This is a genomic window from Pseudomonas sp. B21-036, assembly GCF_024748925.1.
Taxonomy (GTDB): Bacteria; Pseudomonadota; Gammaproteobacteria; order Pseudomonadales; family Pseudomonadaceae; genus Aquipseudomonas; species Aquipseudomonas palmensis.
The window spans coordinates 154,171-178,611 of record NZ_CP087178.1; the positions used below are offsets into that span (position 1 = coordinate 154,171).

Annotated in this window: 14 protein-coding genes and 1 tRNA gene; 12 read left to right on the forward strand and 3 right to left on the reverse strand. The window is 65.8% G+C overall.

Annotated elements, in window-relative coordinates; genetic code table 11:
* Nucleotides 1-110 precede the first annotated feature (110 nt).
* The 6 genes from LOY33_RS00730 to LOY33_RS00755 all read left to right on the forward strand — a co-directional run bounded on the left by LOY33_RS00730 (nt 111) and on the right by LOY33_RS00755 (nt 13,804).
* Nucleotides 111-1,883, forward strand: coding sequence for a ShlB/FhaC/HecB family hemolysin secretion/activation protein (locus tag LOY33_RS00730; protein WP_054915887.1), 1,773 nt, complete (start codon nt 111-113; stop codon nt 1,881-1,883).
* Nucleotides 1,884-1,891: 8 nt separating this feature from the next.
* A complete protein-coding gene (locus LOY33_RS00735; protein WP_213606682.1) occupies nt 1,892-2,410 on the forward strand; it encodes a toxin-activating lysine-acyltransferase in 519 nt (172 codons plus the stop codon).
* A 40-nt stretch (nt 2,411-2,450) separates the two neighbouring features.
* Nucleotides 2,451-11,531, forward strand: coding sequence for a hemagglutinin repeat-containing protein (locus LOY33_RS00740; protein ID WP_258660689.1), 9,081 nt, complete (start codon nt 2,451-2,453; stop codon nt 11,529-11,531).
* Complete coding sequence (locus tag LOY33_RS00745) at nt 11,531-12,145, forward strand: GAD-like domain-containing protein (RefSeq protein WP_043861310.1); 615 nt, start codon at nt 11,531-11,533, stop codon at nt 12,143-12,145. Before LOY33_RS00740 ends, LOY33_RS00745 begins: the two co-directional genes overlap by 1 nt.
* A gap of 4 nt (nt 12,146-12,149) precedes the next feature.
* On the forward strand, nt 12,150-12,767 hold the full coding sequence (locus tag LOY33_RS00750) for a hypothetical protein (RefSeq protein ID WP_043861309.1): 618 nt from the start codon (nt 12,150-12,152) through the stop codon (nt 12,765-12,767).
* 131 nt (nt 12,768-12,898) lie between these two features.
* The gene (locus LOY33_RS00755; RefSeq protein WP_043861308.1) at nt 12,899-13,804 is read left to right on the forward strand and encodes a hypothetical protein; all 906 of its coding nucleotides are present in this window, start codon (nt 12,899-12,901) and stop codon (nt 13,802-13,804) included.
* A 69-nt stretch (nt 13,805-13,873) separates the two neighbouring features.
* On the opposite strand, the gene LOY33_RS00760 is transcribed toward LOY33_RS00755, so the two are convergent.
* A tRNA-Arg gene (locus LOY33_RS00760) sits at nt 13,874-13,950 on the reverse strand.
* Nucleotides 13,951-14,212: 262 nt separating this feature from the next.
* On the opposite strand from LOY33_RS00760, the gene gabD reads away from it, so the two are divergent.
* The 3 genes from gabD (at nt 14,213) to LOY33_RS00775 (ending at nt 18,457) form a co-directional block, all read left to right on the forward strand.
* Complete coding sequence (gene gabD / locus LOY33_RS00765; RefSeq protein ID WP_043861307.1) at nt 14,213-15,655, forward strand: NADP-dependent succinate-semialdehyde dehydrogenase; 1,443 nt, start codon at nt 14,213-14,215, stop codon at nt 15,653-15,655.
* A gap of 182 nt (nt 15,656-15,837) precedes the next feature.
* Nucleotides 15,838-17,118, forward strand: coding sequence for a 4-aminobutyrate--2-oxoglutarate transaminase (gabT, locus tag LOY33_RS00770; protein ID WP_054915891.1), 1,281 nt, complete (start codon nt 15,838-15,840; stop codon nt 17,116-17,118).
* A gap of 136 nt (nt 17,119-17,254) precedes the next feature.
* Nucleotides 17,255-18,457, forward strand: coding sequence for a response regulator (locus LOY33_RS00775; protein WP_043861305.1), 1,203 nt, complete (start codon nt 17,255-17,257; stop codon nt 18,455-18,457).
* Between the two features lie 97 nt (nt 18,458-18,554).
* On the opposite strand, the gene LOY33_RS00780 is transcribed toward LOY33_RS00775, so the two are convergent.
* Together LOY33_RS00780 and desA are read right to left on the reverse strand one after the other, a co-directional pair.
* On the reverse strand, nt 18,555-19,544 hold the full coding sequence (locus LOY33_RS00780; RefSeq protein ID WP_058541701.1) for a sensor domain-containing diguanylate cyclase: 990 nt from the start codon (nt 19,542-19,544) through the stop codon (nt 18,555-18,557).
* A gap of 150 nt (nt 19,545-19,694) precedes the next feature.
* Nucleotides 19,695-20,879, reverse strand: coding sequence for a delta-9 fatty acid desaturase DesA (gene desA / locus LOY33_RS00785; RefSeq protein WP_043861303.1), 1,185 nt, complete (start codon nt 20,877-20,879; stop codon nt 19,695-19,697).
* Nucleotides 20,880-21,029: 150 nt separating this feature from the next.
* Between desA and dibA the strand changes: the two genes are divergently transcribed.
* The 3 genes from dibA to LOY33_RS00800 all read left to right on the forward strand — a co-directional run bounded on the left by dibA (nt 21,030) and on the right by LOY33_RS00800 (nt 24,398).
* Nucleotides 21,030-22,925 (forward strand): phosphodiesterase DibA, encoded by a 1,896-nt coding sequence (dibA, locus tag LOY33_RS00790; RefSeq protein WP_043861302.1) that lies wholly within the window; start codon nt 21,030-21,032, stop codon nt 22,923-22,925.
* Nucleotides 22,926-23,161: 236 nt separating this feature from the next.
* Entirely contained in the window at nt 23,162-23,344 is a 183-nt protein-coding gene (gene oscA, locus LOY33_RS00795; protein WP_007941032.1) for a sulfur starvation response protein OscA, read from the forward strand.
* 46 nt (nt 23,345-23,390) lie between these two features.
* Nucleotides 23,391-24,398 (forward strand): sulfate ABC transporter substrate-binding protein, encoded by a 1,008-nt coding sequence (locus LOY33_RS00800; RefSeq protein ID WP_043861301.1) that lies wholly within the window; start codon nt 23,391-23,393, stop codon nt 24,396-24,398.
* Nucleotides 24,399-24,441 lie beyond the last annotated feature (43 nt).

Below are 24,441 nucleotides of genomic sequence, written 5' to 3' on the forward strand. Positions count from 1 at the left end.
GTTGTAGGACAAATCACCGTCCCTCACAGCAGGCTTGAACATTCAGCCGCGCACAACGCTCCGCCCCCCGATAACACTCCCCCTAGAATTCCGGCCCACAAGGATGTGCCATGCTGCCGATCGCCCATTGCCGGGCGTTGACGACACGTGTTGCCCACTGCTTCGTCAGCACCTCGCGCCCCACTCCCGCTGCCGCACTGCTGCTGGCCCTCGCTGCCTGGGCCGCCGGTGCCGGCACCGCCGCACACGCCGCCGACCCGAATGCCGAGCTGCTGCGCCAGCGCGACCGCGAGCGGGTGCAGCGCGAGCAGCTCGAAGCACGCCCCGACGTGCGCCTCGAAGCACCGCTGGCCGATGAAGGCGACGGCCGCCTGCCCGCCAACGAAACCCCGTGCTTCCCCATCCGCCAACTGCGCCTGGTGGGCGATGCGGCCGAGCGCTTCCAGTGGGCGCTGCGCGCCGCCAACCCCAAGGATGACCCGGCCACCGGGCGCTGCCTGGGCAGCGCCGGCATCAACCTGACCATGAAGCGCATCCAGAACGCGATCATCGAAAAAGGCTACGTCACCACCCGCGTGCTGGCCCAGGCCCAGGACCTCAACAGCGGCGAACTGACCCTGACCCTGATTCCCGGGCGTATCCGCGACATCCGCTTCGCCGAAGGCACCAGCTCGCGCGCCAATGCCTGGAACGCGCTGCCGGCGCACTCGGGCGACCTGCTCAACCTGCGCGACATCGAACAGGCCCTGGAGAACTTCAAGCGCGTACCCACCGCCGAAGCCGACATCCAGATCGCCCCGGCCCAGGCCCGCGACGCCGGCCCCGGCGAGAGCGACATCGTGATCGCCTGGCGCCAGGCCTTCCCGGCGCGGCTCAGCCTGTCTGTGGATAACTCCGGTAGCAAGACCACCGGCAAGTACCAGGGCAACCTGGCGTTGTCGCTGGACAACATCCTCTCGCTCAACGACCTGTTCTACGCCAGCGCCACCCACGACCTGGGCGGCGGCGAGTCGGGCAATCGCGGCTCCAAGGGCAACACGCTGCACTACTCGCTGCCGTTCGGCTACTGGCTGCTGGGCTTCACCACCAGCGAGTACGACTACCACCAGCAGGTGGCCGGCGAGAACGAGACCTACCAGTACCGCGGCGAAACCCGCAACAACGAGCTGCGCCTGTCGCGCCTGCTGTACCGCGATGCGGTGCGCAAGACCACGGCCTGGGGCAGCCTGTGGACGCGTACCTCGGAAAACTTCATCGACGACACTGAAATCCAGCTGCAGCGCCGGCGCATGGCCGGCTGGGAAGCCGGCCTGAGCCACCGCGAATTCATCGGCGCCTCCACCCTCGACCTGAGCGCGGGCTACCGCCGCGGCACCGGTGCCCACGGCGCACTGCAGGCGCCAGAAGAACTCACCGGCGAAGGCACCTCGCGCTCCAAGATCATCAGTGCCGATGCCCAGCTGCAGGTGCCCTTCATCGCCTACAACCAGCGTATGCGCTACATCGGTGGCTGGCGCGCGCAGTGGAACCGCTCGGCGCTGGTGCCGCAGGACCGCTTCTCCATCGGCGGGCGCTACACCGTGCGCGGCTTTGACGGCGAGAACATCCTCTCGGCCGAACGCGGCTGGACCCTGCGCAACGAGATCGGCCTGGCCCTGGGCGATACCGGCCAGGAGCTGTACACCGGCGTCGACTACGGCGAAGTCAGCGGCCACTCCAGCGAGTACCTGGTGGGCAAGCGCCTGGCCGGTGCCGTGGTAGGGGTGCGCGGCGGCTACAAGGCGCTGTCGTATGACTGGTCCTGGGGTACGCCGCTGAAGAAGCCCGACGGTTTCGAAACGGCCAACATCACCAGTGCCTTCACTGTCTCTTTGTCGTTCTGAGGCCCGCCATGCGTATCGATCGCTTCGACATCATCGCCCCCGGGCTCTTCGACGAGCCCTGGAACGAGGCCACCGTGCTGGGCTCGGCCACCTGGCTGTGGATGCACTCCACAGCTCACCGCGACGCACCGCTGCACAGCCTGGCCACCCTGTTGCTGCCGGCGCTCAAGCACCGCCAGTTCGTGCTCGGCAGCGAGGCCGGCAAGCCGGTGTTCTACCTGTCCTGGCTCAACCTCGACGGCGCCGCCGAGCAGCGCTACATCGAGCGCTCGCCTGTCGAGATGGCCAATGCCGACTGGAACAGCGGCGAACGCCTGTGGATAAACGACTTCGTCGCCCCGTTCGGGCATGCGGCAACGCTGGCGCGCCTGGTGCAGCGCCAGCTGTTCCCCAACCGCTGCATGCGCGCCCTCGACCACCAGGGCGAAGTGCGCGGCCTGCGGGTCAAGACGCACCTGGGGATCGGCGTGATTCCCGAACAGGCCAAGGCCTGGTTTGCCGCTCACCCGCTGGAACTCACAGCGTAACCCTGACTTCTGGCGGTCTGGCACCGCAAATGGAATTGCAATGAACAAGCATCTCTACCGTATCGTTTTCAACAAGGCTCGCGGGCTGCTGATGGTGGTTGCCGAGAACGTCGCCAGCCAGGGCAAGGCGCCGGGCACCACCACCGGGCCCGTGGCCGGCTCGGCCGGCACACTGGCCGAACTGGGCCGCCTGCGTTTCGCAATGATGCTCGCCCTCGGCCTGGTGGCGCTGGACGCTGCACCTTCCTGGGCTGCCGGGGTGGTCGCCGATGGGCGTGCGCCAGCAGCCCAGCGCCCGAACGTGGGCCAGAGTGCCAACGGCACGCCGCAGGTGAACATCACCGCCCCCAGCGCCGCCGGCGTGTCGCGCAATACCTACAGCCAGTTCGACGTGGACAAGCGCGGGGTCATCCTCAACAACGGCGTCAAGGCCAGCCAGACCCAGCTGGGTGGCTGGATCCAGGGCAACGGCAACCTGAGCAAGGGCAGTGCGCGGGTGATCCTCAACGAGGTCAACGCCAGCAACCCCAGCCAGTTGCGCGGCTATGTGGAAGTGGCCGGGCAACGCGCCCAGGTGGTGATCGCCAACCCGGCCGGCGTCACCTGCGACGGCTGCGGGTTCATCAACGCCAACCGCGCCACCCTGACCACCGGCCAGGCGCAGCTTGAGAACGGCCGCATCACCGGCTACCAGGTCAAGGGCGGTACCCTCAGCATCCAGGGCAAGGGCCTGGACAGCGCCGACGCCGACTACACCGACCTGATCGCGCAGAGCGTGCAGGTCAACGCCGGCATCTGGGCCAAGGACCTGAAAGTCACCGCCGGGCGCAACCAGGTCAACGCCGACAACACCCGCGCAACCCGGCTGGCAGGCAGCGACGAGGAGGCCCCCGCAGTCGCCATCGACGTGGCCAAGCTCGGCGGCATGTACGCCGGCAAGATCATGCTGGTGGGCACCGAGGGCGGTGTGGGCGTGCGCAACGCCGGCACGATCGGTGCCGGCGCCGGCGAGGTGGTGATCAGCGCCGACGGCAAGCTGCTCAACAGCGGTACCCTCAGCAGTGCCGGCGCCACCCGCGTCGCCGCCAAGGGCGGGGTCGACAACAGCGGCACGGTCTATGCCAAGGGCGACCTGCAGCTGAGCAGCGCCGGCGACCTGAACAACAGCGGCACCCTGGCCAGCCAGGCCAATGTCGAACTCAAGGCGACCGGCGCGCAGTCGACCATCACCAGCAGCAAGGGCTCGGCACTGGCTGCCGGGCTGGACGAGAGCGGCAAGCTGGGCAAGGCCGGCGACCTGACCCTCACCGCGCAGCGCGTGCAGGCCCACGGCGAACACCTGGCCGGCGGCGACCTGCAGGTCAGTGCAGGCGACGTCGACCTGAGCGCCAGCCGTAACGTGGCCGGCAACATCACCCTCACCGGCGGCGACATCAACCTCGCCAACGCCAGCGTCGATGCCAGCAAGACCCTCAGTGCCACCGCCCGCCAGACCCTGCGCAGCGACGCCGCCAAGGTGGTGGCGGGCAACCTGCAAGTACGCGCCGGCGAGCTGTCGAACGTGGGCGGCGAGCTGACCCAGAGCGGCAAGGGCAGCACCTCGATCAAGGTCGACGGCGCCCTCGACAACCGCAGTGGCCGCATCGCCAGCAACGCGACCCATGCCACGCTCAGCGCCGCCACCGTGGTCAACACCCAGGGCCGCGTCGAGCATGCCGGCGCCGGCACCCTGCAGTTGACTGCCACGACGCTCGACAGTGCGCAGGGCACGCTGGTCAGCACCGGCACCCTGCAGGTCAACGCCGGCCAGGTTCAGCTCGACGCCGGCGTGGCTCAGGGCAAGGACGTATCGATCGAGGCCGACACCCTGTCCAACCGCGGCGGCAAGGTCCTGGCCACCCAGGGCGGCAGCCTTGCGGTCACCACCCAGGGCCTGCTCGACAACACCGGCGGCACCCTTGCGGCCAGCGGCAACGGCGTGTTCAACGCCGGCACGCTGGACAACCGCAGCGGCACCGTGAGCGCCGGCGGCACACTGTTTGCGGGCGCTGGCGAGCTGTTCAACACCGCCGGCACCTTCGCCGCGATCCGCCAAATGACGCTGACTGCGGCGCACCTGAACAACAGCGGCGGTACGGTCGGCTCGGTACAGGGCGCCCTGCTGCTGACTGCCCGCGACAGCCAGCTGGGCAACGTGGGCGGGCGCCTGGAAGCGGCGGGCGACATCGTGGTGAACGCTCAGGGTATCGACAACAGTGGCGGCGTGATCAGCGGCCTGGCACTCAACCTGAACAGCAATGGCCAACTGCTGCAGAACGCCCAGGGCACCCTGGATGCGCGCAGCACCCTGGACTTGCGCAGCGGGCGCCTGGAAAACGCCGGCGGGCTGATCCAGTCCCAGGGCAGGCTGTACATCGATACCGGCGAACAGGCACTGGTCAACCTCGACGATGGCAGCGGCAAGGGCATCATCAGCCAGGGTGCGCTGGAGATTCACAGCGCGCACCTGAGCAACGCCGGCGGTTACGTCTCGGCCAAGGGCGCGATGCAACTGCTGGCCGCCGACGTGACCAACGCCGGCGGGCGCATCGTCGGCGCCGACAGTGTGCAGGTGCAGGGCCTGCGGCTGAACAACCAGGCCGGGCAGATCCAGGCGCTGGGCGCCATCGACGTGGCCTCGGCCGAACGTGTGGACAACCAGGGCGGCCTGATCCGCTCCGCCGGTTTGCTGCATGTGTCGACCGGCACCCTCGCCAACAACGCCACCCAGGCCGACAACCAGGGCCTGCAAGGGCACGCCCTGCGCCTTGAGTCCGACGTGCTGGGCAACCAGGCCGGTGTGATTCGCGCCGACACCACGCTGGACATCGGCGTCAGCCAACTGCTGGACAACGCGGGCGGGCTGATCAGCTCCAGCCAGCACCTGAACATTACCGACCGTGACCCCGCTGCGCGCCGCCAGAGCATCAGCAACCTCGACGGGCGCCTGCTGGCCGGCCAGTCGCTGAGCCTGAACGCCGCCTACTACAGTGGCAACGGTCAGGCCGTGAGCCTGGGCGACCTGACCCTGCGCCTGCTCGCAGGCCTTGAACTCAGTGGCCTGCTGCAGGCCAACGGCACCCTCGACGTGCAGACCGGCGGTGCGCTGAACAACAGCGGCAAGCTGCTGGCCGGCCGCTCCATGCTGCTCGACGCCAGTACCCTGGACAACCGCGCCGAGGGTGAAATCAGTGCCGACCAGGTGCGCATCACTGCCCACCAGAGCCTGACCAACCGTGGCCTGATCGACGGCCAGAAGGTGCGCCTGCAAACCGGCGTGCTGTACAACCTGGGCACCGGTCGCATCTACGGTGACCATCTGGGCATCGCTGCCGGCACCCTGGTCAACGCCAACGAGGGCGACCGCTCCGGTGCCATCGCCGCCCGTGCGCGCCTGGACATCGGCGCCACGCAGATCGACAACAGCGAAGCGGCGCTGATCTTCAGTGCCGGCGACATGGCCATCGGCGCCACGCTGGATGACGCCGACCACGCCAGCGGCCGCGCCGCGCTGCTGACCAACGCCAGTGCCACCATCGAGTCGCTGGGGCACATGGCGCTGGACGTGCAGACCCTGCGCAACCTCAACAACCACTTCAGCACCCGCGACGTGGAAATCAGCCGCCAGAGCTTCCAGGAATTCCAGCTGGCCGGCTCGCCCAACCGCTACCAGGCCGACCAGGTCACGTTCCGCCACAACGAAGTGCAGTACCTGATCACCCCCGAGGGCCAGAAGGACAACTGGAACCGCTACGACGTGACCCGCGTGGTGCGCGAAACCCAGATCGCCACCTCGGCGCCGGGGCAGATCCTGGCCGGTGGCAACCTGGTCATCAACGCCGGCGAAGTGCTCAACGACAAGAGCCGGATCATCGCCGGCGGCCTGCTGCAGGGCGCCATCGGCAGCCTGGTGAACACCGAGTTCAAGGGCCAGCAGGTCACCACCGACAGCGGCACGGTGACCAACTTCTACCGTATCCAGCGCAAGGGCCGCGACCGCCAGGGCGCCCGCGTGGCCGGTTATGTGCCCGCGCCGCTGATCCAGGAAATCTCGCTGCAGCCCACCGTATGGCAGGAGCTGGCCGCCATCACCGGCAGCGGCACCCAGCTCGGCGGCCATGCCAGCCAGCTGAGCGACCAGCAGGCCGCCGGCGCAGGCGCGGTGGACAGCGCCGCCGCCAATGCCTACCAGGTGGCGCCGATCATCGAGGTGGCGGCGCAGGCCGGGCTCTATGCCGAAGGCGTCGGCGAGCAGATCCGCACCGGCGGCCCAGTGCTGACCCTGCCGAGCAACAGCCTGTTCGACAGCAACCCGCAGGCGGTGCGCAATTATCTGGTGGAGACCGACCCGCGCTTTGCCGGCTACCGCAACTGGCTGTCGTCCGACTACATGCTGCAACAGCTGCACCTGGACCCGGGGCAGACCCTGCAACGCCTGGGCGACGGCTTCTACGAACAGAAGCTGATTCGCGAACAGGTCGCCCAGCTCACTGGCCGGCGCTTCATCGACGGCTATGCCAACGACGAGGAACAGTACCGCGCGCTGCTCGACAACGCGGTTACCGTGGCCAACACCTGGCAACTGGTGCCGGGTGTGGCGCTGAGCGCCGAGCAGATGGCCCAGCTGACCAGCGACATCGTGTGGCTGGTGGAAAAACAGGTGACCGTGGCCGGCGGCGAAACCCGCAGGGTGCTGGTGCCGCAGGTGTACGTGCGGGTGCAGCAGGGCGACCTCAACGGCGCGGGTGCGTTGATGGCCGGCCAGCAGCTCAAGCTCGACGTGAACGACACCCTGAGCAACAGCGGCAGCCTCGGCGGGCGCAGCATCCTGGCGCTCACCGCGCAGAACGTGGAGAACCTCGGCGGGCGCATCCAGGCCGACAAGGTGTCGGTGCAGGCACGCGAGAACCTCGACAACCTCGGTGGCCTGATCGGCGCCGTGGACAGCCTGGCGATCAGCGCCGGCAACGACCTCAACGTCATCTCCAGCACCCATGACAGCAGCAGCGAGCAGGGCACGCGCAGCAACCTGTCGCGGGTGGCCGGGCTGTTCGTCAGCGGCGCCGGCGGCACGCTCACGGCCTCGGCCGGCAACGACATCAACCTGGCCGGCGCCCAGGTGGTCAACGCCGGTGCCAACGGCAGCACGCAACTGGTGGCCGGCAACAACCTGAACCTGACCACCGTCACCGAGTCGCACCAGCAGTCGATCACCTGGAACAGCAGCAACTGGCGCAAGGACGCCAGCCGCACCGAGGTGGGCAGCAATGTGCAGGGCACCGGCGACGTCAGCCTCAAGGCCGGTCAGGACATCAACCTGCGCGCCAGCCAGGCCAGCAGCGAGCAGGGCATGGTGATGGCCGACGCCGGCCGCGACGTGAACCTGATGGCCGGGCAGAACTACCAGTTCGCCGACGAGGCGCACAAGGTCACCGGTGGCAACGGCATGTTCTCCAAGACCACCAGAACCACCCGTGACACGCTCAGCGAAACCACCGCCCAGGGCTCGACCCTAAGCGGCGAGCACACCTACGTGCAGGGCGGGCGCGACATCAACCTGCAGGGCGCCAACGTGGTGTCCAGCCAGCAGACCATCCTGGTGGCGGGCAACGACGTCAACATCGCGGCGGCCAGCGATAGCCGCAGCGAGCGCCACGACAAGACCGAGAAGACCAGCGGCCTGTTCAGCGGTGGTGGCATCGCCGTGACCGTCGGCACCCAGGAGCAGCGGGTCAAGGACATGACCACCAGCACCACCGCGGTGGCCAGCACCGTAGGCTCCACCGAAGGCGACGTGCTGATCGAGGCCGGCAAAAGCTATCGCCAGGTCGGCAGCCAGGTCATGGCGCCCAAGGGCGACGTGGATATCCGTGCCGAGAAGATCGCCATCGTCGAGGCGCGCAACACCAGCGAGCGTGAGCGTCAGACCCTGTTCAAGCAGACTGGCGTGTCGCTGACCCTGACCAACCCGGTGATCAGCGCCATCCAGACCACCCAGCAGATGAAGCAGGCCTCGGACAAGACCGAAGACGGGCGCATGAAGGCGCTGGCCGCGGCCACCGCGGCGCTGGCGGCCAACAACGCGGCCACCGCGGTGGCCACCGATCCGGGTTCGGCGGGCGGGATCAACCTGAGCCTGTCGCTGGGCACCAAGAAGAACCAGAGCACCACCGAGCAGCACAGCGATACCGCTGCCGGCTCGACCATCGTCGCTGGCAACGACGTGCGCCTGATCGCCACCGGCGCCGACGAGGACAGCACCCTCACCGTACGCGGCAGCCAGATCAAGGCCGGCAACAATGCCAGCCTGCTGGCCGACGGCGACATCAACCTGCTGGCCGCCACCAACACCAGCACCCAGCAGACCGACAGCACCGGCAGCAGTGCCAGTGTCGGTATCGGCCTGTCGCTGGGCGGCACGCGCAACGGCTTCACCCTCGACCTCGGGGTGTCGGGCAATCGCGGCGAAGCCGATGGCGAGGACCTCACCCACACCAACACCCATATCGATGCCGGCAACCAGCTGGTCATGGTTTCGGGCGGCGACACCAACCTCAAGGGCGCGGTGGTCAGCGGCAAGCAGGTGGTGATGGACGTGGGCGGCAACCTCAACATCGAGAGCCTGCAGGACACCAGCACCTACACCGTGGACGAGAAGAGCCTGGGCGTGGGTATCAGCCTGTGCATTCCGCCGTTCTGCTATGGCATGAGCTCGGTCAGTGGTGCCAGCGGCAGCTTCGGCGCCACCGACATCGACTCCAGGTACGCCAGCGTCACCGAGCAGTCGGGGATCAAGGCCGGCGACGGCGGCTTCGATATCTACGTGGCCGGCAACACCGACCTGGTGGGCGCAGTGATCGCCAGCAGCGACAAGGCCGTGCAGGACGGCAGCAACCGCCTGGTCACCGCCAGCCTGACCAGCCGCGACATCAGGAACGAGGCCGAGTACAAGGGCAGCAGCCTGAGCCTAGGCGGCGGTTACCGCGAGGTCGGCAAGGACCAGCAGGGCAATGCCACCAGCGGCGCCACGCAAACCCCTGGCACCGACCTTGCGAAAAACGAGAACGACATCGGTGTGAGCATGCCGATCGCCATCAGTGCCAGCGATAGCGCCAGCAGCGTGACCCGCAGCGGTATCAGTGGTGGCAGTATCGTCATCACCGATGCGGCCGAGCAGCACAAACGCACCGGCAAGAGCGTGGACGAGGCCATAGCCAGCCTCAACCGCGACGTGTCCAGCGACCGCGATGGCAGCAATGCGCTGAAGCCGATTTTCAACGAGGAGCAGATTCGCGCCGGGTTCGAGATCGTCGGCGCGTTCGCCAACGAGGCGGGCACCCTGCTCAACAACAAGGCCAAGGAAGTCGACGCCAAGCGTAACCAGGCCAAGGAGGCCGAAGCCAAGGCCGCCAACCCGGAACTGGGCGACGGCGAGCGTACTGCCTTGCTGCTGGCGGCCAGCGACCTGCGCCATCAGGCCGACGGCATTGCCGAAAACTGGGGCGCCGGCGGCACCTACCGGCAGATCACCACCGCGCTGGTGGGTGCGGCCAGCGGCAACATCAGCGCCGGCAACACGGCGTTCATGCAGGGCCTGGTGGTCAACTACGTGCAGCAGCAGGGCGCGGGCTATATCGGCGAGCTGGTGGCCAACGGCAGCCTTATCGAAGGCTCGCCGGTACACGCGGCGCTGCACGGCATCCTCGCCTGCGCGGGCGCGGCGGCCAGCAGCCAGAGTTGTGGCAGCGGTGCGGCCGGGGCGGCGGCATCGAGCGTGCTCACCGGGTTGTTCTCCGAAGCCAGCCCCAACGAGTCCGAGGCGCAGCGTGAAGCCAAGCGCAACCTGATCACCAGCCTGGTCACCGGGCTGGCCGCCAGCACCGGCCTGGATGCCGCCACCGCCAACACCGCCGCTGGCGCCGCCACCGACAACAATTGGCTGGCCACCCAGCAACTGGTGCAGGCCAAGAAGGAGCTCAAGGAAGCCGAGGGCCTGGCGGACGAGCTCAAGGTCATTGCCAAGTGGGGCTTCATCAGCAAGAAGCAGGACCTGCTGACCCAGGTTGGCGTGGGGCGTGGCCTGGTCGAGGCCGGCATCAACGATATCGAGGGGCTGGCGCAGTTCATCGCGCACCCTATCGATGGCCTCAAGGGCATCAAGGAACTGATTTCCAACCAGGAGGCGCGCGACAAGCTGGGCGCCGATGTGGTGGATGAACTCAACGCCAAGATCGACCGCGTGACCCTGGCGCTGGAGGTGGGCGGTGACGAGCACGCCATGCAACTGGGGCGTGACCTGGGCGAGATCGTGTGGCAGGCCGGCAGCATTGCCACCGGCGTGGGCGGCGCGGCCAAGGCCGGCGTGACGCTGGCCAAGACCGGCATCAAGATGGGCCGGGCGGGTCTGGAAAAAATGGCCGCCAAGGCCGAAGTGCTGGTCAAGGAAGCGCCGGTGGCCAAGGTCGAGCTGCCCCCTGCCGGCAAGCCGGCGGCGGGTGCGGGCACCGTGGCCACCGTCGAGCGCCTGGACGAACTGCCCGTGAAGCAGTTCAACCCCTATGACAACCCGCGCTACAAGGAGATGACGCCCACCGAGCAGCAGGCGTACCTCAAGGAATACAACAAGCAGTTGCAGGCCCAGCAGGACGCCATCAACAACATGACGGCCGACGAGTTCAAGTTCGCCCGCGAGGCGTTCGACAGCACCGGGCGCAACCCCGACGCGGTGGCGCTGCAGCGCAAGTTCGGCCGCGAATTCGAGCGCAGCGTGGCCGAGAACATCCAGAAGGGCCTGGTCAACAACGGTGTCGACCCCAAGGTCGCGGCGCAGATGGCCAAGGCACGGGCCAAGGAAATCAAGTCGAACCTGGCCGCACTGCACGAGCCCGACATGGTGGCTGGCGGGTGGGTAAAACCCGACCCTGTTAGAATGGGCAATTCGAACGTCAACTCGTCGATCGGCGCCAGCTGGTCGAGCCGGCTGCCGCTGCTGGACGAGACCGTGCGCAAGGCGGTGGAGGCGGGCAACGGCAGTGCCAAATTGAACATCAGGTTAGAGCTAGCCAGGGGAGCCAGTCAGTGATGAAGGACGCATTTCTCGAGATGTTTATCGAGGCCATGGGCGAACCTGCCCATCAGCGGCCCGTGCCGGCCGAAAGCATCGCGCAGTACCGTGGCCGCCTGCCGGACAAACTGCTGGAGTACTGGCAGGAGCAGGGGTGGGGCAGCTATGCCGACGGCCTGTTCTGGCTGGTCAACCCGCACGACTACCAGCACCTGCTGGACATGTGGCTGCAAGGCACCGAGTTCGAGAAGCTGGACACCTACCATGTGATCGGCCGCACGGCCTTTGGCGACCTCTATGCATGGGGCGAAACCTATGGCCGCAAGCTGATCGTGCTGTGTGCGTACAACCGCGTGTACGCCATGAGCAGCGAAAAGAACGTGCCCTGCAGCAACCCGGACCTGGAGCTGCAGTCGTTCCTGTCGATGGTCGAGCGCGAGGACTTCGACATGGAGGACGCCGATGGCGAGTTCCTGTTCGAGCGTGCGCTGCAGGCCCTGGGCCCGCTGGGCGAGCAGGAGCTGTACGGCTTCGAGCCCGCGCTGGTGATGGGCGGCAAGGCGGTGCTGGGCAACCTGCGCAAGCTGCAGCTGGATGTGCACCTGACGATTCTTCGCCAGTTCGGTCGCTGAGCGCATGACCCTGCTCGATGACTGGATAGCGTGCCGCGAAGGTCGCGTCGTGCTCGACAGCTCGCATTTTCTCGGCTTGTTCAAGGAGCATGGCAGCGACGCGGAGCTGGCGCAGATCTTTGCCGGCTTTGCCCAGGCCGATGCCTTGCAGGCGCGGGCGCAGCAGGTGCTGGCGGCAGGTTCGCTGGACAGCAGCCTGTACCTGTTGCCGCAGCGCGGCTGCGATGAAGGCCGGCTCAAGGCCGCGGCGCTGGCCTGGTGGAACGAACAGGCACGGTACTGCCTGTCCACCCAGGGGCCGTGGCCGGAGCAGGCCCACTGGCAGCCTGTGGTCGAGGTGGTAAGCCGCGAGGTGGCGTTGAAGGCGTTGCAGAGCGATGCGCCGAATGCCTGGGTGTTCGAGCATTTCGCCGACACGGTCATCGAGGACGTGCGTGACAGCCAACTGCCGATGTACGCGCTGCTCGAAGCGTTGTACGGGATTGCCGCTGACTATTACCTGGCGTGGTACATCGCGGCGCCGCTGCTGGCGCTGGAGGTGGATTTTGCGCGTTACTTCGAGCTGTGGCGGCTGGGGGGCATGAGCGTGGTGCTGCAGGACCGGCTGCTGGTGGCCGGTTGACAGGTATCAGCAGAGCCGGCATCGACGGCGAACAGGCCCGCACCGCCTGCCAAAACCTCCGGCACTGCCTGTAGACTCTCCAGCGCCCCGCACCTGTGCGGTTGATCGATCAAGCGTTGAGAGGATAGAGAATGAGTCTCTGGGATGACCTGAAAAAGAAAGCCGTCGACGCCAACCCCGAGCTTGCCGCCAAGGCGGCCCAGGCGCTGACCAAAGCCAGGGAACTGGCCGTGGAGGCCGGCCAGAAGGCCGCGCCGGTGCTCAAGGAGGCCAGCGAAAAGGCCGCTGCCTACGCCCAGGAGAAAACCCCGATCCTCAAGGCCCAGGCGCTCAAGGCCATCGACGACGCCAAGGTGCGCCGCGCCGAGCTCAAGGAGCGCGCCAGGCACGACAAGGCCGCGCGCGAGGAAATGGTGCGCACCATGTATGACATCAGCCTGTCGCCCGACGACCCCAACTTCATCGACGAGCCGTTCAACCACTACGATCGCCAGTTGCATTTCTTCGTGGTCACCGGCGAGATTCTCGACACCCAGAAGCGCAACCAGACCCACCTCAGCGCCAGCCACTCGCACCATTCCGGCGGCGGCTACATGATCGACGGCTACGGCTCCATCGGCGGCAGTTCGTCGTCGATGCACGTGAGCAGCCACAACATCCAGGAGCATGAGTTCTGGGTGAAGCTGCGCGATGGCAGGGAAGCATGTTTCCAGTTCGCCGACAGCGCCGTGCGCATCCGCACCGGGCAGACAGTGAGCATGCTGTTTGCGCGCCCTGCCGACACCCAGACCGGGCAGATGGTGGCGCTGTACAACCACAGCTCGCAGGAAAACCATGTGATCGCCGGGCCGGCCGCGATCAACCAGATATTCAACCTGTATACCGTCGAGCCCGGGCTGTTCAACGGCAATGAGGTGACCACCCGGCGCAACCGCCTGCTGCAGGAGCTGGATCGGCGGCTGGGGCAGTTGGCCAGGTATTCGGCATTGCATGGCAACAGCCAGGGGCAGCTGATAGAGGGCGAGCGCACGGTCTGAGCCCGGCCTGCCCCTTTTTCGCGCCCATGAAAAAAGGCCCGGGTTTTCACCTGGGCCTTTTGTCGTAGATGGCGCACTCGGCGGGATTCGAACCCACGACCCCTGCCTTCGGAGGGCAGTACTCTATCCAGCTGAGCTACGAGTGCAACGCGGGCGCCATGATACCCATCTGCACCCTTGCCGTCCATCGCCAGTAATGTTGTGTTCGATTCCGAACACTCGCTGGCGCAAAAGTGACGTTGATCTGAAATTTCAGGGTCTGCTAGGCTTTTTGTTCTTTTTTTCGAACACCCTATTGTCCTTTGTTCCCGTTGATCCTAGGATTCGTTTGAGATTTCAAACGCTCTCCTTTTTCTACAAATCAATAATTCGCCCTGTGTTCGCACGGTGCAGTTAAGGAAGCCCGACATGCAGCTCAAAGACGCCCAGTTGTTCCGCCAGCAAGCCTTCGTCAACGGAGAGTGGCTGGACGCGGACAACGGTCAGACGATCCAGGTGACCAACCCGGCCACCGGTGAAGTGCTCGGCACCGTGCCTAAAATGGGCGCCGCCGAAACCCGTCGCGCCATCGAGGCCGCCGACAAGGCCCTGCCGGCCTGGCGCGCACTGACCGCCAAGGAGCGTGCTGGCAAGCTGCGCCGCTGGTTCGAACTGATGATCGAGCACCAGGACGACCTGGCCCGCCTGATGACCTCCGAGCAGGGCAAGCCACTGGCCGAAGCCAAGGGCGAAATCGCCTATGCCGCCTCGTTCATCGAGTGGTTCGCCGAAGAAGCCAAGCGTGTCTATGGCGACACCATCCCGGGCCACCAGCCCGACAAGCGCCTGATCGTGATCAAGCAGCCGATCGGCGTTACCGCGGCAATCACCCCGTGGAACTTCCCGGCTGCGATGATCACCCGCAAGGCCGGCCCGGCCCTGGCCGCTGGCTGCACCATGGTGCTCAAGCCCGCTTCGCAGACCCCGTACTCGGCCCTGGCCCTGGTCGAGCTGGCCACCCGTGCCGGCATCCCGGCTGGCGTGCTGAGCGTGGTCACCGGCAGCGCCGGCGACATCGGCAGCGAACTGACCGGCAACCCGATCGTGCGCAAGCTGTCCTTCACCGGCTCGACCGAAATCGGTCGCCAGCTGATGGCCGAATGCGCCAAGGACATCAAGAAGGTTTCCCTGGAGCTGGGCGGCAACGCTCCGTTCATCGTGTTCGACGACGCCGACCTGGACAAGGCCGTCGAGGGCGCGATCATCTCCAAGTACCGCAACAACGGCCAGACCTGCGTCTGCGCCAACCGTATCTACGTGCAGGACGGCGTCTACGACGTGTTCGCCGAGAAGCTCAAGGCGGCAGTCGCCAAGCTCAAGATCGGCAACGGCCTGGAAGACGGCACCACCACCGGCCCGCTGATCGACGGCAAGGCCGTGGCCAAGGTGCAGGAGCACATCGCTGACGCGGTGAGCAAGGGCGCCAAGGTACTGAGCGGCGGCAAGCTGATCGAAGGCAACTTCTTCGAGCCGACCATCCTCGTCGACGTGCCGAAAAGCGCTGCCGTGGCCAAGGAAGAAACCTTCGGCCCACTGGCTCCGCTGTTCCGCTTCAAGGACGAGGCCGAAGTCATCGCCATGTCCAACGACACCGAATTCGGCCTGGCCTCGTACTTCTATGCCCGCGACATGAGCCGTGTGTTCCGTGTCGCCGAAGCCCTGGAATACGGCATGGTCGGCATCAACACCGGCCTGATCTCCAACGAGGTCGCGCCGTTCGGTGGTATCAAGGCCTCGGGCCTGGGCCGCGAAGGCTCCAAGTACGGCATCGAGGACTACCTCGAAATCAAATACCTGTGCATCAGCGTCTGATCGCAGCGTAAGGCTTTACCTCTGCCAGCGGGGCGCGAGAGCGCCGTCCCGCTGGCCTTTTTTACACCGTGACATCCGGCCGCCTGGGCCCCTGCAGCAGTCGATCAACGCATGCTGCTGCAGTCGAATACCGGCCGCCCCGATCGAATCGCGCCACCTGCGTGTGGCGAAATGAGGACATTATGAGCAAGACCAACGAATCCCTGATGCAACGCCGTGTAGCCGCCGTCCCACGTGGCGTCGGCCAGATCCACCCGATCTTCGCCGAGTCGGCCAAGAACGCCACCGTGACTGACGTCGAAGGCCGCGAGTTCATCGACTTCGCCGGCGGTATCGCGGTACTCAACACCGGTCACGTGCATCCGAAAATCATCGCTGCCGTTGAAGCTCAACTGCACAAGCTGACCCACACCTGCTTCCAGGTACTGGCCTACGAGCCGTATGTCGAAGTGTGCGAAAAGATCAACGCGCTGATCCCGGGTGATTTCGCCAAGAAAACCCTGCTGGTCACCACCGGTTCCGAAGCCGTTGAAAACGCCATCAAGATCGCCCGTGCCGCCACCGGCCGTGCCGGCGTGATCGCCTTCACCGGCGCCTACCACGGTCGCACCATGATGACCCTGGGCCTGACCGGCAAGGTCGTACCGTACTCGGCCGGCATGGGCCTGATGCCAGGCGGCATCTTCCGCGCCATCTACCCGAACGAACTGCACGGTGTGAGCATCGACGACTCGATCGCTTCGATCGAACGCATCTTCAAGAACGACGCCGAAGCCAAGGATATCGCTGCGATCATCCTGGAGCCGGTCCAGGGCGAAGGCGGTTTCTACGTCGCGCCTAAAGAGTTCATGAAGCGTCTGCGCGCCCTGTGCGACCAGCACGGCATCCTGCTGATCGCCGACGAAGTACAGACCGGCGCTGGCCGTACCGGTACCTTCTTCGCCATGGAACAGATGGGCGTCGCGCCTGACCTGACCACCTTCGCCAAATCCATCGCTGGCGGCTTCCCGCTGGCCGGTGTGTGCGGCAAGGCCGAGTACATGGACGCCATCGCTCCAGGCGGCCTGGGCGGCACCTACGCCGGTAGCCCGATCGCCTGCGCCGCGGCCCTGGCCGTGATGGAAGTGTTCGAAGAAGAAAAACTGCTGGACCGCAGCAAGGCAGTCGGCGAGCGTCTGGTCACTGGCCTGCGCAAGATCCAGGACAAGCACCCGATCATCGGTGACGTGCGTGCCCTGGGCTCGATGATCGCGGTCGAGGTGTTCGACAAGGCCGGTTCCCACACCCCTAACCCGACTGCCGTTGCAGCCGTCGTGGCCAAGGCGCGTGACAAGGGCCTGATTCTGCTGTCGTGCGGTACCTACGGCAACGTGCTGCGTATCCTGGTTCCACTGACCTCGCCTGACGAGCAGCTGGACAAGGGTCTGGCCATCATCGAAGAGTGCTTCGCCGAACTGGCGTAAGTGTGACGCGATAGGAAAAAACCCGCCTCGGCGGGTTTTTTTTCGCCCAAAGCCCGACAAGGGCGCTAAGGTTTGCACAGGAGCTACCTTGGAAGACGCCCTGGATGGCGTGCATCGAGATGTCAGGAGAAGCCCGATGACCGTTTCAAACCCACCCACCGCACCCTGTGTGCTGATTGCCGAAGGCGACCCGTGGGTGCGTGACATGCTCAAGGACATGCTGCTCAGCGTGCGCTGCGATGCCCGCCTGCACGTCTGTGCCAATGGCCACGAGGCGCTGTCCGCGCTGGCCAGCCAACCCGATCTGATCATCGCCGCCCGCGAGCTGCCCGGCATCGACGGCCTGGACCTGCTGCGCAGCGTGCGCGCCAAGCGCCGCAGCTTGCCGTTCATCCTGATCAGCAGCCGCAGCGATGTGGCCAGCGTGCGCGAGGCGCTGCCGCTGGCGCCCACGGCGTACCTGAGCAAGCCGCTCAATGCCGAGCTGCTGCGCCAGCGCCTGGAGGAGCAACTGCTTGGTGCCGGCGAGGCGGTGGCCTGCCCGGTGCCGGCATTGCGCCCGGGCATCACCTTGTCGCGGTTTCTCGAAGACCACCGCAGCACCGCCGATGGCGGGCCGTTGCTGGCTGATGTGAAGCAGGCGATCAAGCACGCACTCAACCCCGAGGGGCTCAACCTCAAGGCACTGGAAGAAGAGATCCGCAACGACCCGCAGATCACCGCGGTGCTGATCGCTGCGGCCAACAGCGCGGCGCTGCATCGTGACGGTGCGGTGCAGACCCTGCTGCAGGCGTTGAACAAGCTGGGCACCACCCAGAGCATGAACCTGATCATGGGCCTGGCACTCAAGCGCAGCGCCAGGCTCAGCGACCCGTTGCTGTCACGCCATGCCGAGCATTTCTGGGGCCTGTCGCTGCACACGGCCGAGTATGCCGCCAGCCTGGCGCGGTCGATGGAGCTGGACCAGGAGCGTTGCTACTGTGCCGGCTTGCTGCATTGCCTGGGCGACCTGGCGTTGCTGCGCTGCCTGCAGGAGTGGAGCCTGGCCGGGGGCGAGCTGGACGAGGACGCGGTGCAGTTGTCGTTGAACGAGTATGGCGCTGCGTACGGCTCGGCGCTGCGTACCCGCTGGCGCTTGCCGCTGGAGCTGCGCGAACTGATTGCCTCGGTGTATCAGTTGGGGGGCGGGGTGTACTCGCGGGAGAACCTGATCTTGAACCTGGCCGGGCAGCTGGCGCGGCTGCCGGCCGAGCAGGGCCTGGAGCAACTGGCCGAGAGCAAGACGGCGCGCCTGCTGAGGGTGGGGTTGGCGCAGCTGGAGCTGCTGCGCAAGGCCTGAGACCGCAATCGCGGGTCAAGCCCGCTCCCACAGGGCCCTGGTAAACCTGTGGGAGCGGGCTTGGCCCGCGATGGGGCCGGCTCAGGCGCCGGACGTTTCAGCCCCTGACAATCTGGTTCTTGCCCTGCCGCTTGGCCTGATACATCGCCGCATCCGCCCGTGCGAACAGGCTGTCGAGCACTTCATCCTCCTCATCGATGCCGGTCAGCCCCTGGCTCACCGTCACCCCGAACACTTGTTCGTCCTGGCTGAAGCTAAGGCGCTGGATCTCGCGCTGCAGACGCTGCGCCACCTGCAGCGCCAGCTCCGGCGTGCACCCGGGAAACACCGCCGCGAACTCTTCGCCGCCAATGCGCCCGAACAGGTCGCCACGGCGCAGCACCGCCTTGCCGCTGTCGGCGATGCGTTGCAGCACCTGATCACCCGTCTGGTGCCCGTAGGTGTCGTTGACCTGCTTGAAGTCATCGATGTCCAGCAGCAGGAACGCCATCGGCGCCTGCTCCTGGCGTGCCTTTTCGAAGGTGTGGTGCGCGCATTCGAAAAAGTGCCGGCGGTTGCTGCTCTGGGTCAGCACGTCGGTGGTGGCCAGGCGCTGCAACTCGCCTTCGAGCTGCTTCTTTTCGGTGATGTCCTCGGCCATGCCGACCACGATCACGCCCTGTGCGCTATCGGCCTGCTGGTTGATGAAGCACTTGTCGCTGAGCCAGCGCACCTGCCCGTCGGCGGCGATGATGCGGTACTCGCGGTCTTCCACCGCGCCCTTGACCAGCACCTCGGCCAGGCTGCGTTCGGCGTACTCCAGGTCGTCGGGGTAGATGCTGTCGCGCCACTCGTTGTGATCGGCCAGCAGCAGACCGGCCGAGCGCCCGAAAATCCGCTCGTAGGCCGGGCTCACGTACAGCACGCGCCGGGTTTCCCAATCCATGGCCCAGAGCACCGCGTTGACACTGTCCAGCAGCGAGCTGAACAGCTGCTCGCGCTCGCTCAGGCGCGCGACTTCACCCTGGGCATGCAGCAGGGCCAGCAAGGTGTGCGCGGGATGCGACGGTGGGCTGAAGGACGGGGACGGCGGGTTCTTGTTGACCATGTGCACGAAGCGTCTCGAAAAGCGGAATCGAAAGGCGAAGGGCGTGCGGCCTGACACGGCCCGCCACGCGGGCGATATGCCAGTCAGAGTGAAAATCGAAGGGAGAGTTCCTCAGGCGCGCCCCAGGACGGGGCGCGCCGATCAACGGCGTCAGGCCAGGGCAGGGCGCAGCGAATAGGTCTTGAGCTGTGCGGCGAAGTCGCGCAGCGACTGGATACCGCTGGCCTCGGCCTCGTGTACCCAGTCCTTCATCGCGGCCAGCATGTCGTGGCCGTTGGCGCTGGTGCGTGCCCAGATCTGCTGCAGGGCCAGGCGCTTCTCGTAGATGGTCTTGAGTGCCTGGCTGTGCGCCAGCATCGACTCGATGCGCTGGTGGTGGCGGTCTTCGAGCAGGCTCGGCTCGCGCGAAAGCAGGCGCTTGGCGCGGCGGAACTGGTGGCGCACCGAGTCGTCCACGCGCATCAGCTCCTGCTTGACCAGCGGCGCGATCACCAGCTTGCGGTACTGCGCCATGATCTGGAAGCGGTTGTTGAGGATCGCCATGGCGGTGTCCATGTCGAGCTGGCCCTTGCCCTCGACGCGGTGCGCGATGGGCGCCACGCGCTGCACCTTGGCCAGGCGCAGCCAGGTGAACAGCTTGATCCATGCCCAGCCCATGTCGAACTCCCAGCGCCTGACCGAAAGCTTGGCCGAGTTGGGGTAGGTGTGGTGGTTGTTGTGCAGCTCTTCGCCGCCGATGATGATGCCCCACGGCACCAGGTTGGTGGCGGCATCGCGGCATTCGAAGTTGCGGTAGCCCACCGCGTGGCCCAGGCCGTTGACCACGCCGGCGGCCCAGAACGGAATCCACATCATCTGCACTGCCCAGATGGTGATGCCGATGGTGCCGAACAGCAGCACGTCGATCAGCGCCATCAGCGCGATGCCGCCCAGCTTGTAGCGCGAGTACAGGTTGCGTTCGATCCAGTCCTCGGGGCAGTTCTTGCCGTAGATGCGCAGGGTCTCGGGGTTCTGCGCCTCTTCGCGGTACAGCTCGGCACCTTTGCGCAGCACCGTGGACAGGCCCTTGATGACCGGGCTGTGCGGGTCGTCGACGGTTTCGCACTTGGCGTGGTGCTTGCGGTGGATGGCGGTCCATTCGCGGGTGTTCTGCGCCGTGGTCAGCCACAGCCAGAAGCGGAAGAAGTGCTTGAGCCCGGCATTGAGCTCCAGGGAGCGGTGCGCGGAATAGCGGTGCAGATAAACCGTGACCGCGACGATCGTCACGTGGGTCATCAGCAGGGTGACGGCCAGCAGTTGCCAGGCTGACAGGTCGAGAAAACCGTTGTACCACATAGGCGGGTGGGCCCTCGTAAAGCGAAAGAAACAGCGCAAAGTATTATCCCTACCCTACTAAATAAAACCAGTCGGCGTTTTAGATAGGAGGTCACGGGATATTTCTACCCCTATAATGGCCATCATTTTGCCCTGGGTTCCAGCGACTCTATGTCTGTATCCGTTCGAGACGCCCTGCGTATGTCCGCGCTGTATCTGGTGCTGTCGGTCATGTGGTTGGTGCTGTCTGATCAAATACTGAGCAATCTTTTCGATGATCCCGCCCAGCTGGCACGCTGGGAGCTGATCAACGCCTACGCGTGGATGGGCTGCAGCGCTGCGCTGATCTTCGTGTCGCGCTGGCGCCTGCTCAATTTCATCGGCGTGGGCGCGCGCCTGCGCCGCGAGGACCGCGAGCGCCTGCGCATGGCCGCAGCGGTGTTCGACAGCACCCTCGAAGGGGTGCTGGTGAGCGACCGCGACGGCCTGATCGTGCACGTCAACCGGGCGTTCATGCAGATCACCGGCTACCAGAAGGACGAGGTGCTGGGCCAGCGCCCGAGCAAGTTCAAGTCGGGCCGCCACGACACCGCGTTCTACCAGCAGATATTCGCCACCCTGGCCGAGAAGGGCGAATGGAGCGGCGAAATCTGGAACCGGCGCAAGAACGGCGAGATCTACCCGCAGTGGCAGACCATCTGCGCCATTCACGACGACAGCGGCCAGCTGACCCACTACGTGGCGGTGTTCAGCGACATCAGCGCGATCAAGCACACCGAGCGCGAGCTGGCGCACCTGGTGCACCACGACCCGCTCACCGACCTGCCCAACCGCCTGCTGTTCAACGACCGGGTCAAGCAGACCCTGGCTGCGGCCCAGGCCAACAAGCGCGGCTGTGCCCTGTTGCTGCTGGACCTGGACCACTTCCAGAGCATCAACGACAGCCTCGGCCACAACACCGGCGACCAGTTGCTCAAGGCCGTGAGCGAACGCCTGCTGGCCCAGCTGGGCACTGGCATGACCCTGGCGCGGCTGGGCGGCGACGAGTTTGCCGTGCTGTCCGAGAACTGCGCCCAGGTCGGCCAGGCCGCTGCCCTGGCGCAAGGCATCATCGATTGCCTCAAGGAGCCGTTCGAGCTCGACCACCATCGCCTGTTCACCAGCGTCAGCATCGGCATCAGCCTGTTCCCCAGCGATGCGCTGAGCGCCGAGCAATTGCTGCGCAACGCCGACTCGGCGCTGTTCAAGGCCAAGGGCAATGGCCGCTCGGGGTACGCCCTGTACACCGAGGAGCTGACCGCCCATGCCCAGCAGCGGGTCGAGACGGCCGGCGAGTTGCGCCGTGCCCTGGAGCAGCAGGAGCTGCGGGTGTACTACCAGCCGGTGCACGACCTGCTCACCGGTGCCATGATCGGCGTCGAGGCACTGGTGCGCTGGCAGCACCCCGAGCGCGGGCTGGTGCCGCCGGGCGAGTTCATCCCGATTGCCGAACGCACCGGGCTGATTGCCGAGATCGACACCTGGGTGATGCGCCAGGCCTGCCAGCAGATGGTGCAGTGGCAGGCTGAGGGCAAGGCCCTGAGGTTTGTCGCGGTCAACGTGTCCAGCCGCCTGTTCGGCAAGCGCAGCCTGTACCAACTGGTGGCCCAGGTGCTGCACGACACCGGGCTGGACCCGGCGCGGCTGGAGGTCGAGGTGACCGAAAGCGCGGTGATGGAAGACCCCGAGGTGGCGCTGGAGCAGTTGCACCGCCTGCGCGAGCTGGGCCTGCAACTGGCCATCGACGATTTCGGTACCGGTTACTCCTCGCTGCTGCGGCTCAAGCGCCTGCCGGTGCAGAAGCTCAAGATCGACCAGGGCTTCGTGGCGGGCCTGCCCCATGACGATGATGACGTCGCCATCGTGCGGGTGATCATCGCCCTGGCGCGCAGCATGGGCATGCAGATCCAGGCCGAGGGCATCGAAGAGGCCGAGCAGGCGCGCTTCCTGCTGGAGCAGCAGTGCGACATGGGCCAGGGCTACTGGTACGGTCGACCGGTGCCTGCGCAGCAACTGCGCTGGTCCTGAGGGCCCTTTCGCGGGGCAAGCCTGCTCCCACAGGGGCCGGTGGAGAACCTTGTGGGAGCGGGCTTGACCCGCGATGGGCTGCAAAGCAGCCCGCCTATACACTTTTTAGTTATATAAAAATTCTTAAATAGTATTTTTAAGAATATTCCACCCTCTCTAAGATTGCCCTCAAGCCAGGCGCAGTCGTCCCCTTCAGATGCAGCTGCACGGCACCCCTTATTTCCAGGAGCACGAGCATGAGCGCATCTCTGCGTAGCGTTGACGGACAGGACGAAGCCACCATTCTGCGCGAGATCCAGAGCGCATTGCGCGACCTGCGTTTCGGCGCGGTGGAAATCACCGTGCACAACGCCCAGGTCGTGCAGATCGAACGCAAGGAAAAATTCCGCCTGCAGAATCCAGGCAACAAGCCCAGCTGATTCAGCCCTCTAATTAGAAAAAAATACGCCAATCGGGAGCTTCACCATGTCCATCCGCCGTTATGCCCTGGCCGCACTGGCCAGTGCCGTGTTTGCCGGTTCCGCCATCGCCAAGGACTACGAGCTGTTGAACGTGTCCTATGACCCCACCCGCGAGCTGTATCAGCAGTACAACGCCGAATTCATCAAGCACTGGCAGCAGGCGCACCCGGACGACAAGGTCAAGATCCAGCAGTCCCACGGTGGCTCGGGCAAGCAGGGCCGTGCGGTGATCGACGGCCTGCGCGCCGACGTGGTGACCCTGGCCCTGGCCGGCGACATCGACGAAATCGCCAAGCTCGGCAAGACCCTGCCGGAGAACTGGCAGACCCGCCTGCCCGACGCCAGCACCCCGTACACCTCGACCATCGTGTTCCTGGTGCGCAAGGGCAACCCCAAGGGCATCAAGGACTGGGGCGACCTGATCAAGAAGGACGTGTCGGTGATCACGCCCAACCCTAAAACCTCCGGTGGCGCGCGCTGGAACTTCCTCGCCGCCTGGGCCTACGGCCTGAAGGCCGGCGGCAGCGAAGCCAAGGCCCAGGAATACGTGCAGGAGCTGTTCAAGCACGTGCCGGTACTGGACACCGGCGCCCGCGGCTCGACCATCACCTTCGTCAACAACGGTCAGGGCGACGTGCTGCTGGCCTGGGAAAACGAAGCCTTCCTGGCCCTCAAGGAAGACGGTGGCGCCGACAAGTTCGACATCGTCGTGCCGTCGCTGTCGATCCTGGCCGAGCCGCCGGTGGCGGTGGTGGACAAGAACGCCGAGAAAAAGGGCAATACCGCGATCGCCACCGAATACCTCAAGTACCTGTACAGCCCGGCCGGCCAGAAGATCGCCGCCGAGAACTTCTACCGCCCGCGTGACGAGAAGGTCGCTGCCGAATACGCCAAGCAGTTCCCTAAACTCGAACTGGTGACTATCGACAAAGACTTCGGTGGCTGGAAAACTGCGCAGCCCAAGTTCTTCAACGATGGTGGTGTGTTCGACCAGATCTACACGGCGCAGTGATGCGTGGCCGTTAGGATAATCGCCATTCAGTAGCCAGCATGGG

Excerpts from the sequence above, each read along its gene's own strand:
- LOY33_RS00735 (WP_213606682.1), top strand. The coding sequence starts at position 1,892 with ATGCGTATCGATCGCTTCGACATCATCGCCCCCGGGCTCTTCGACGAG.
- desA (WP_043861303.1), bottom strand. The coding sequence starts at position 20,879 with ATGTGGTACAACGGTTTTCTCGACCTGTCAGCCTGGCAACTGCTGGCC.
- LOY33_RS00800 (WP_043861301.1), top strand. The coding sequence starts at position 23,391 with ATGTCCATCCGCCGTTATGCCCTGGCCGCACTGGCCAGTGCCGTGTTT.
- gabD (WP_043861307.1), top strand. The coding sequence starts at position 14,213 with ATGCAGCTCAAAGACGCCCAGTTGTTCCGCCAGCAAGCCTTCGTCAAC.
- LOY33_RS00755 (WP_043861308.1), top strand. The coding sequence starts at position 12,899 with ATGAGTCTCTGGGATGACCTGAAAAAGAAAGCCGTCGACGCCAACCCC.
- gabT (WP_054915891.1), top strand. The coding sequence starts at position 15,838 with ATGAGCAAGACCAACGAATCCCTGATGCAACGCCGTGTAGCCGCCGTC.
- dibA (WP_043861302.1), top strand. The coding sequence starts at position 21,030 with ATGTCTGTATCCGTTCGAGACGCCCTGCGTATGTCCGCGCTGTATCTG.
- LOY33_RS00750 (WP_043861309.1), top strand. The coding sequence starts at position 12,150 with ATGACCCTGCTCGATGACTGGATAGCGTGCCGCGAAGGTCGCGTCGTG.
- LOY33_RS00730 (WP_054915887.1), top strand. The coding sequence starts at position 111 with ATGCTGCCGATCGCCCATTGCCGGGCGTTGACGACACGTGTTGCCCAC.
- LOY33_RS00780 (WP_058541701.1), bottom strand. The coding sequence starts at position 19,544 with ATGGTCAACAAGAACCCGCCGTCCCCGTCCTTCAGCCCACCGTCGCAT.
- LOY33_RS00740 (WP_258660689.1), top strand. The coding sequence starts at position 2,451 with ATGAACAAGCATCTCTACCGTATCGTTTTCAACAAGGCTCGCGGGCTG.
- oscA (WP_007941032.1), top strand. The coding sequence starts at position 23,162 with ATGAGCGCATCTCTGCGTAGCGTTGACGGACAGGACGAAGCCACCATT.
- LOY33_RS00775 (WP_043861305.1), top strand. The coding sequence starts at position 17,255 with ATGACCGTTTCAAACCCACCCACCGCACCCTGTGTGCTGATTGCCGAA.
- LOY33_RS00745 (WP_043861310.1), top strand. The coding sequence starts at position 11,531 with ATGAAGGACGCATTTCTCGAGATGTTTATCGAGGCCATGGGCGAACCT.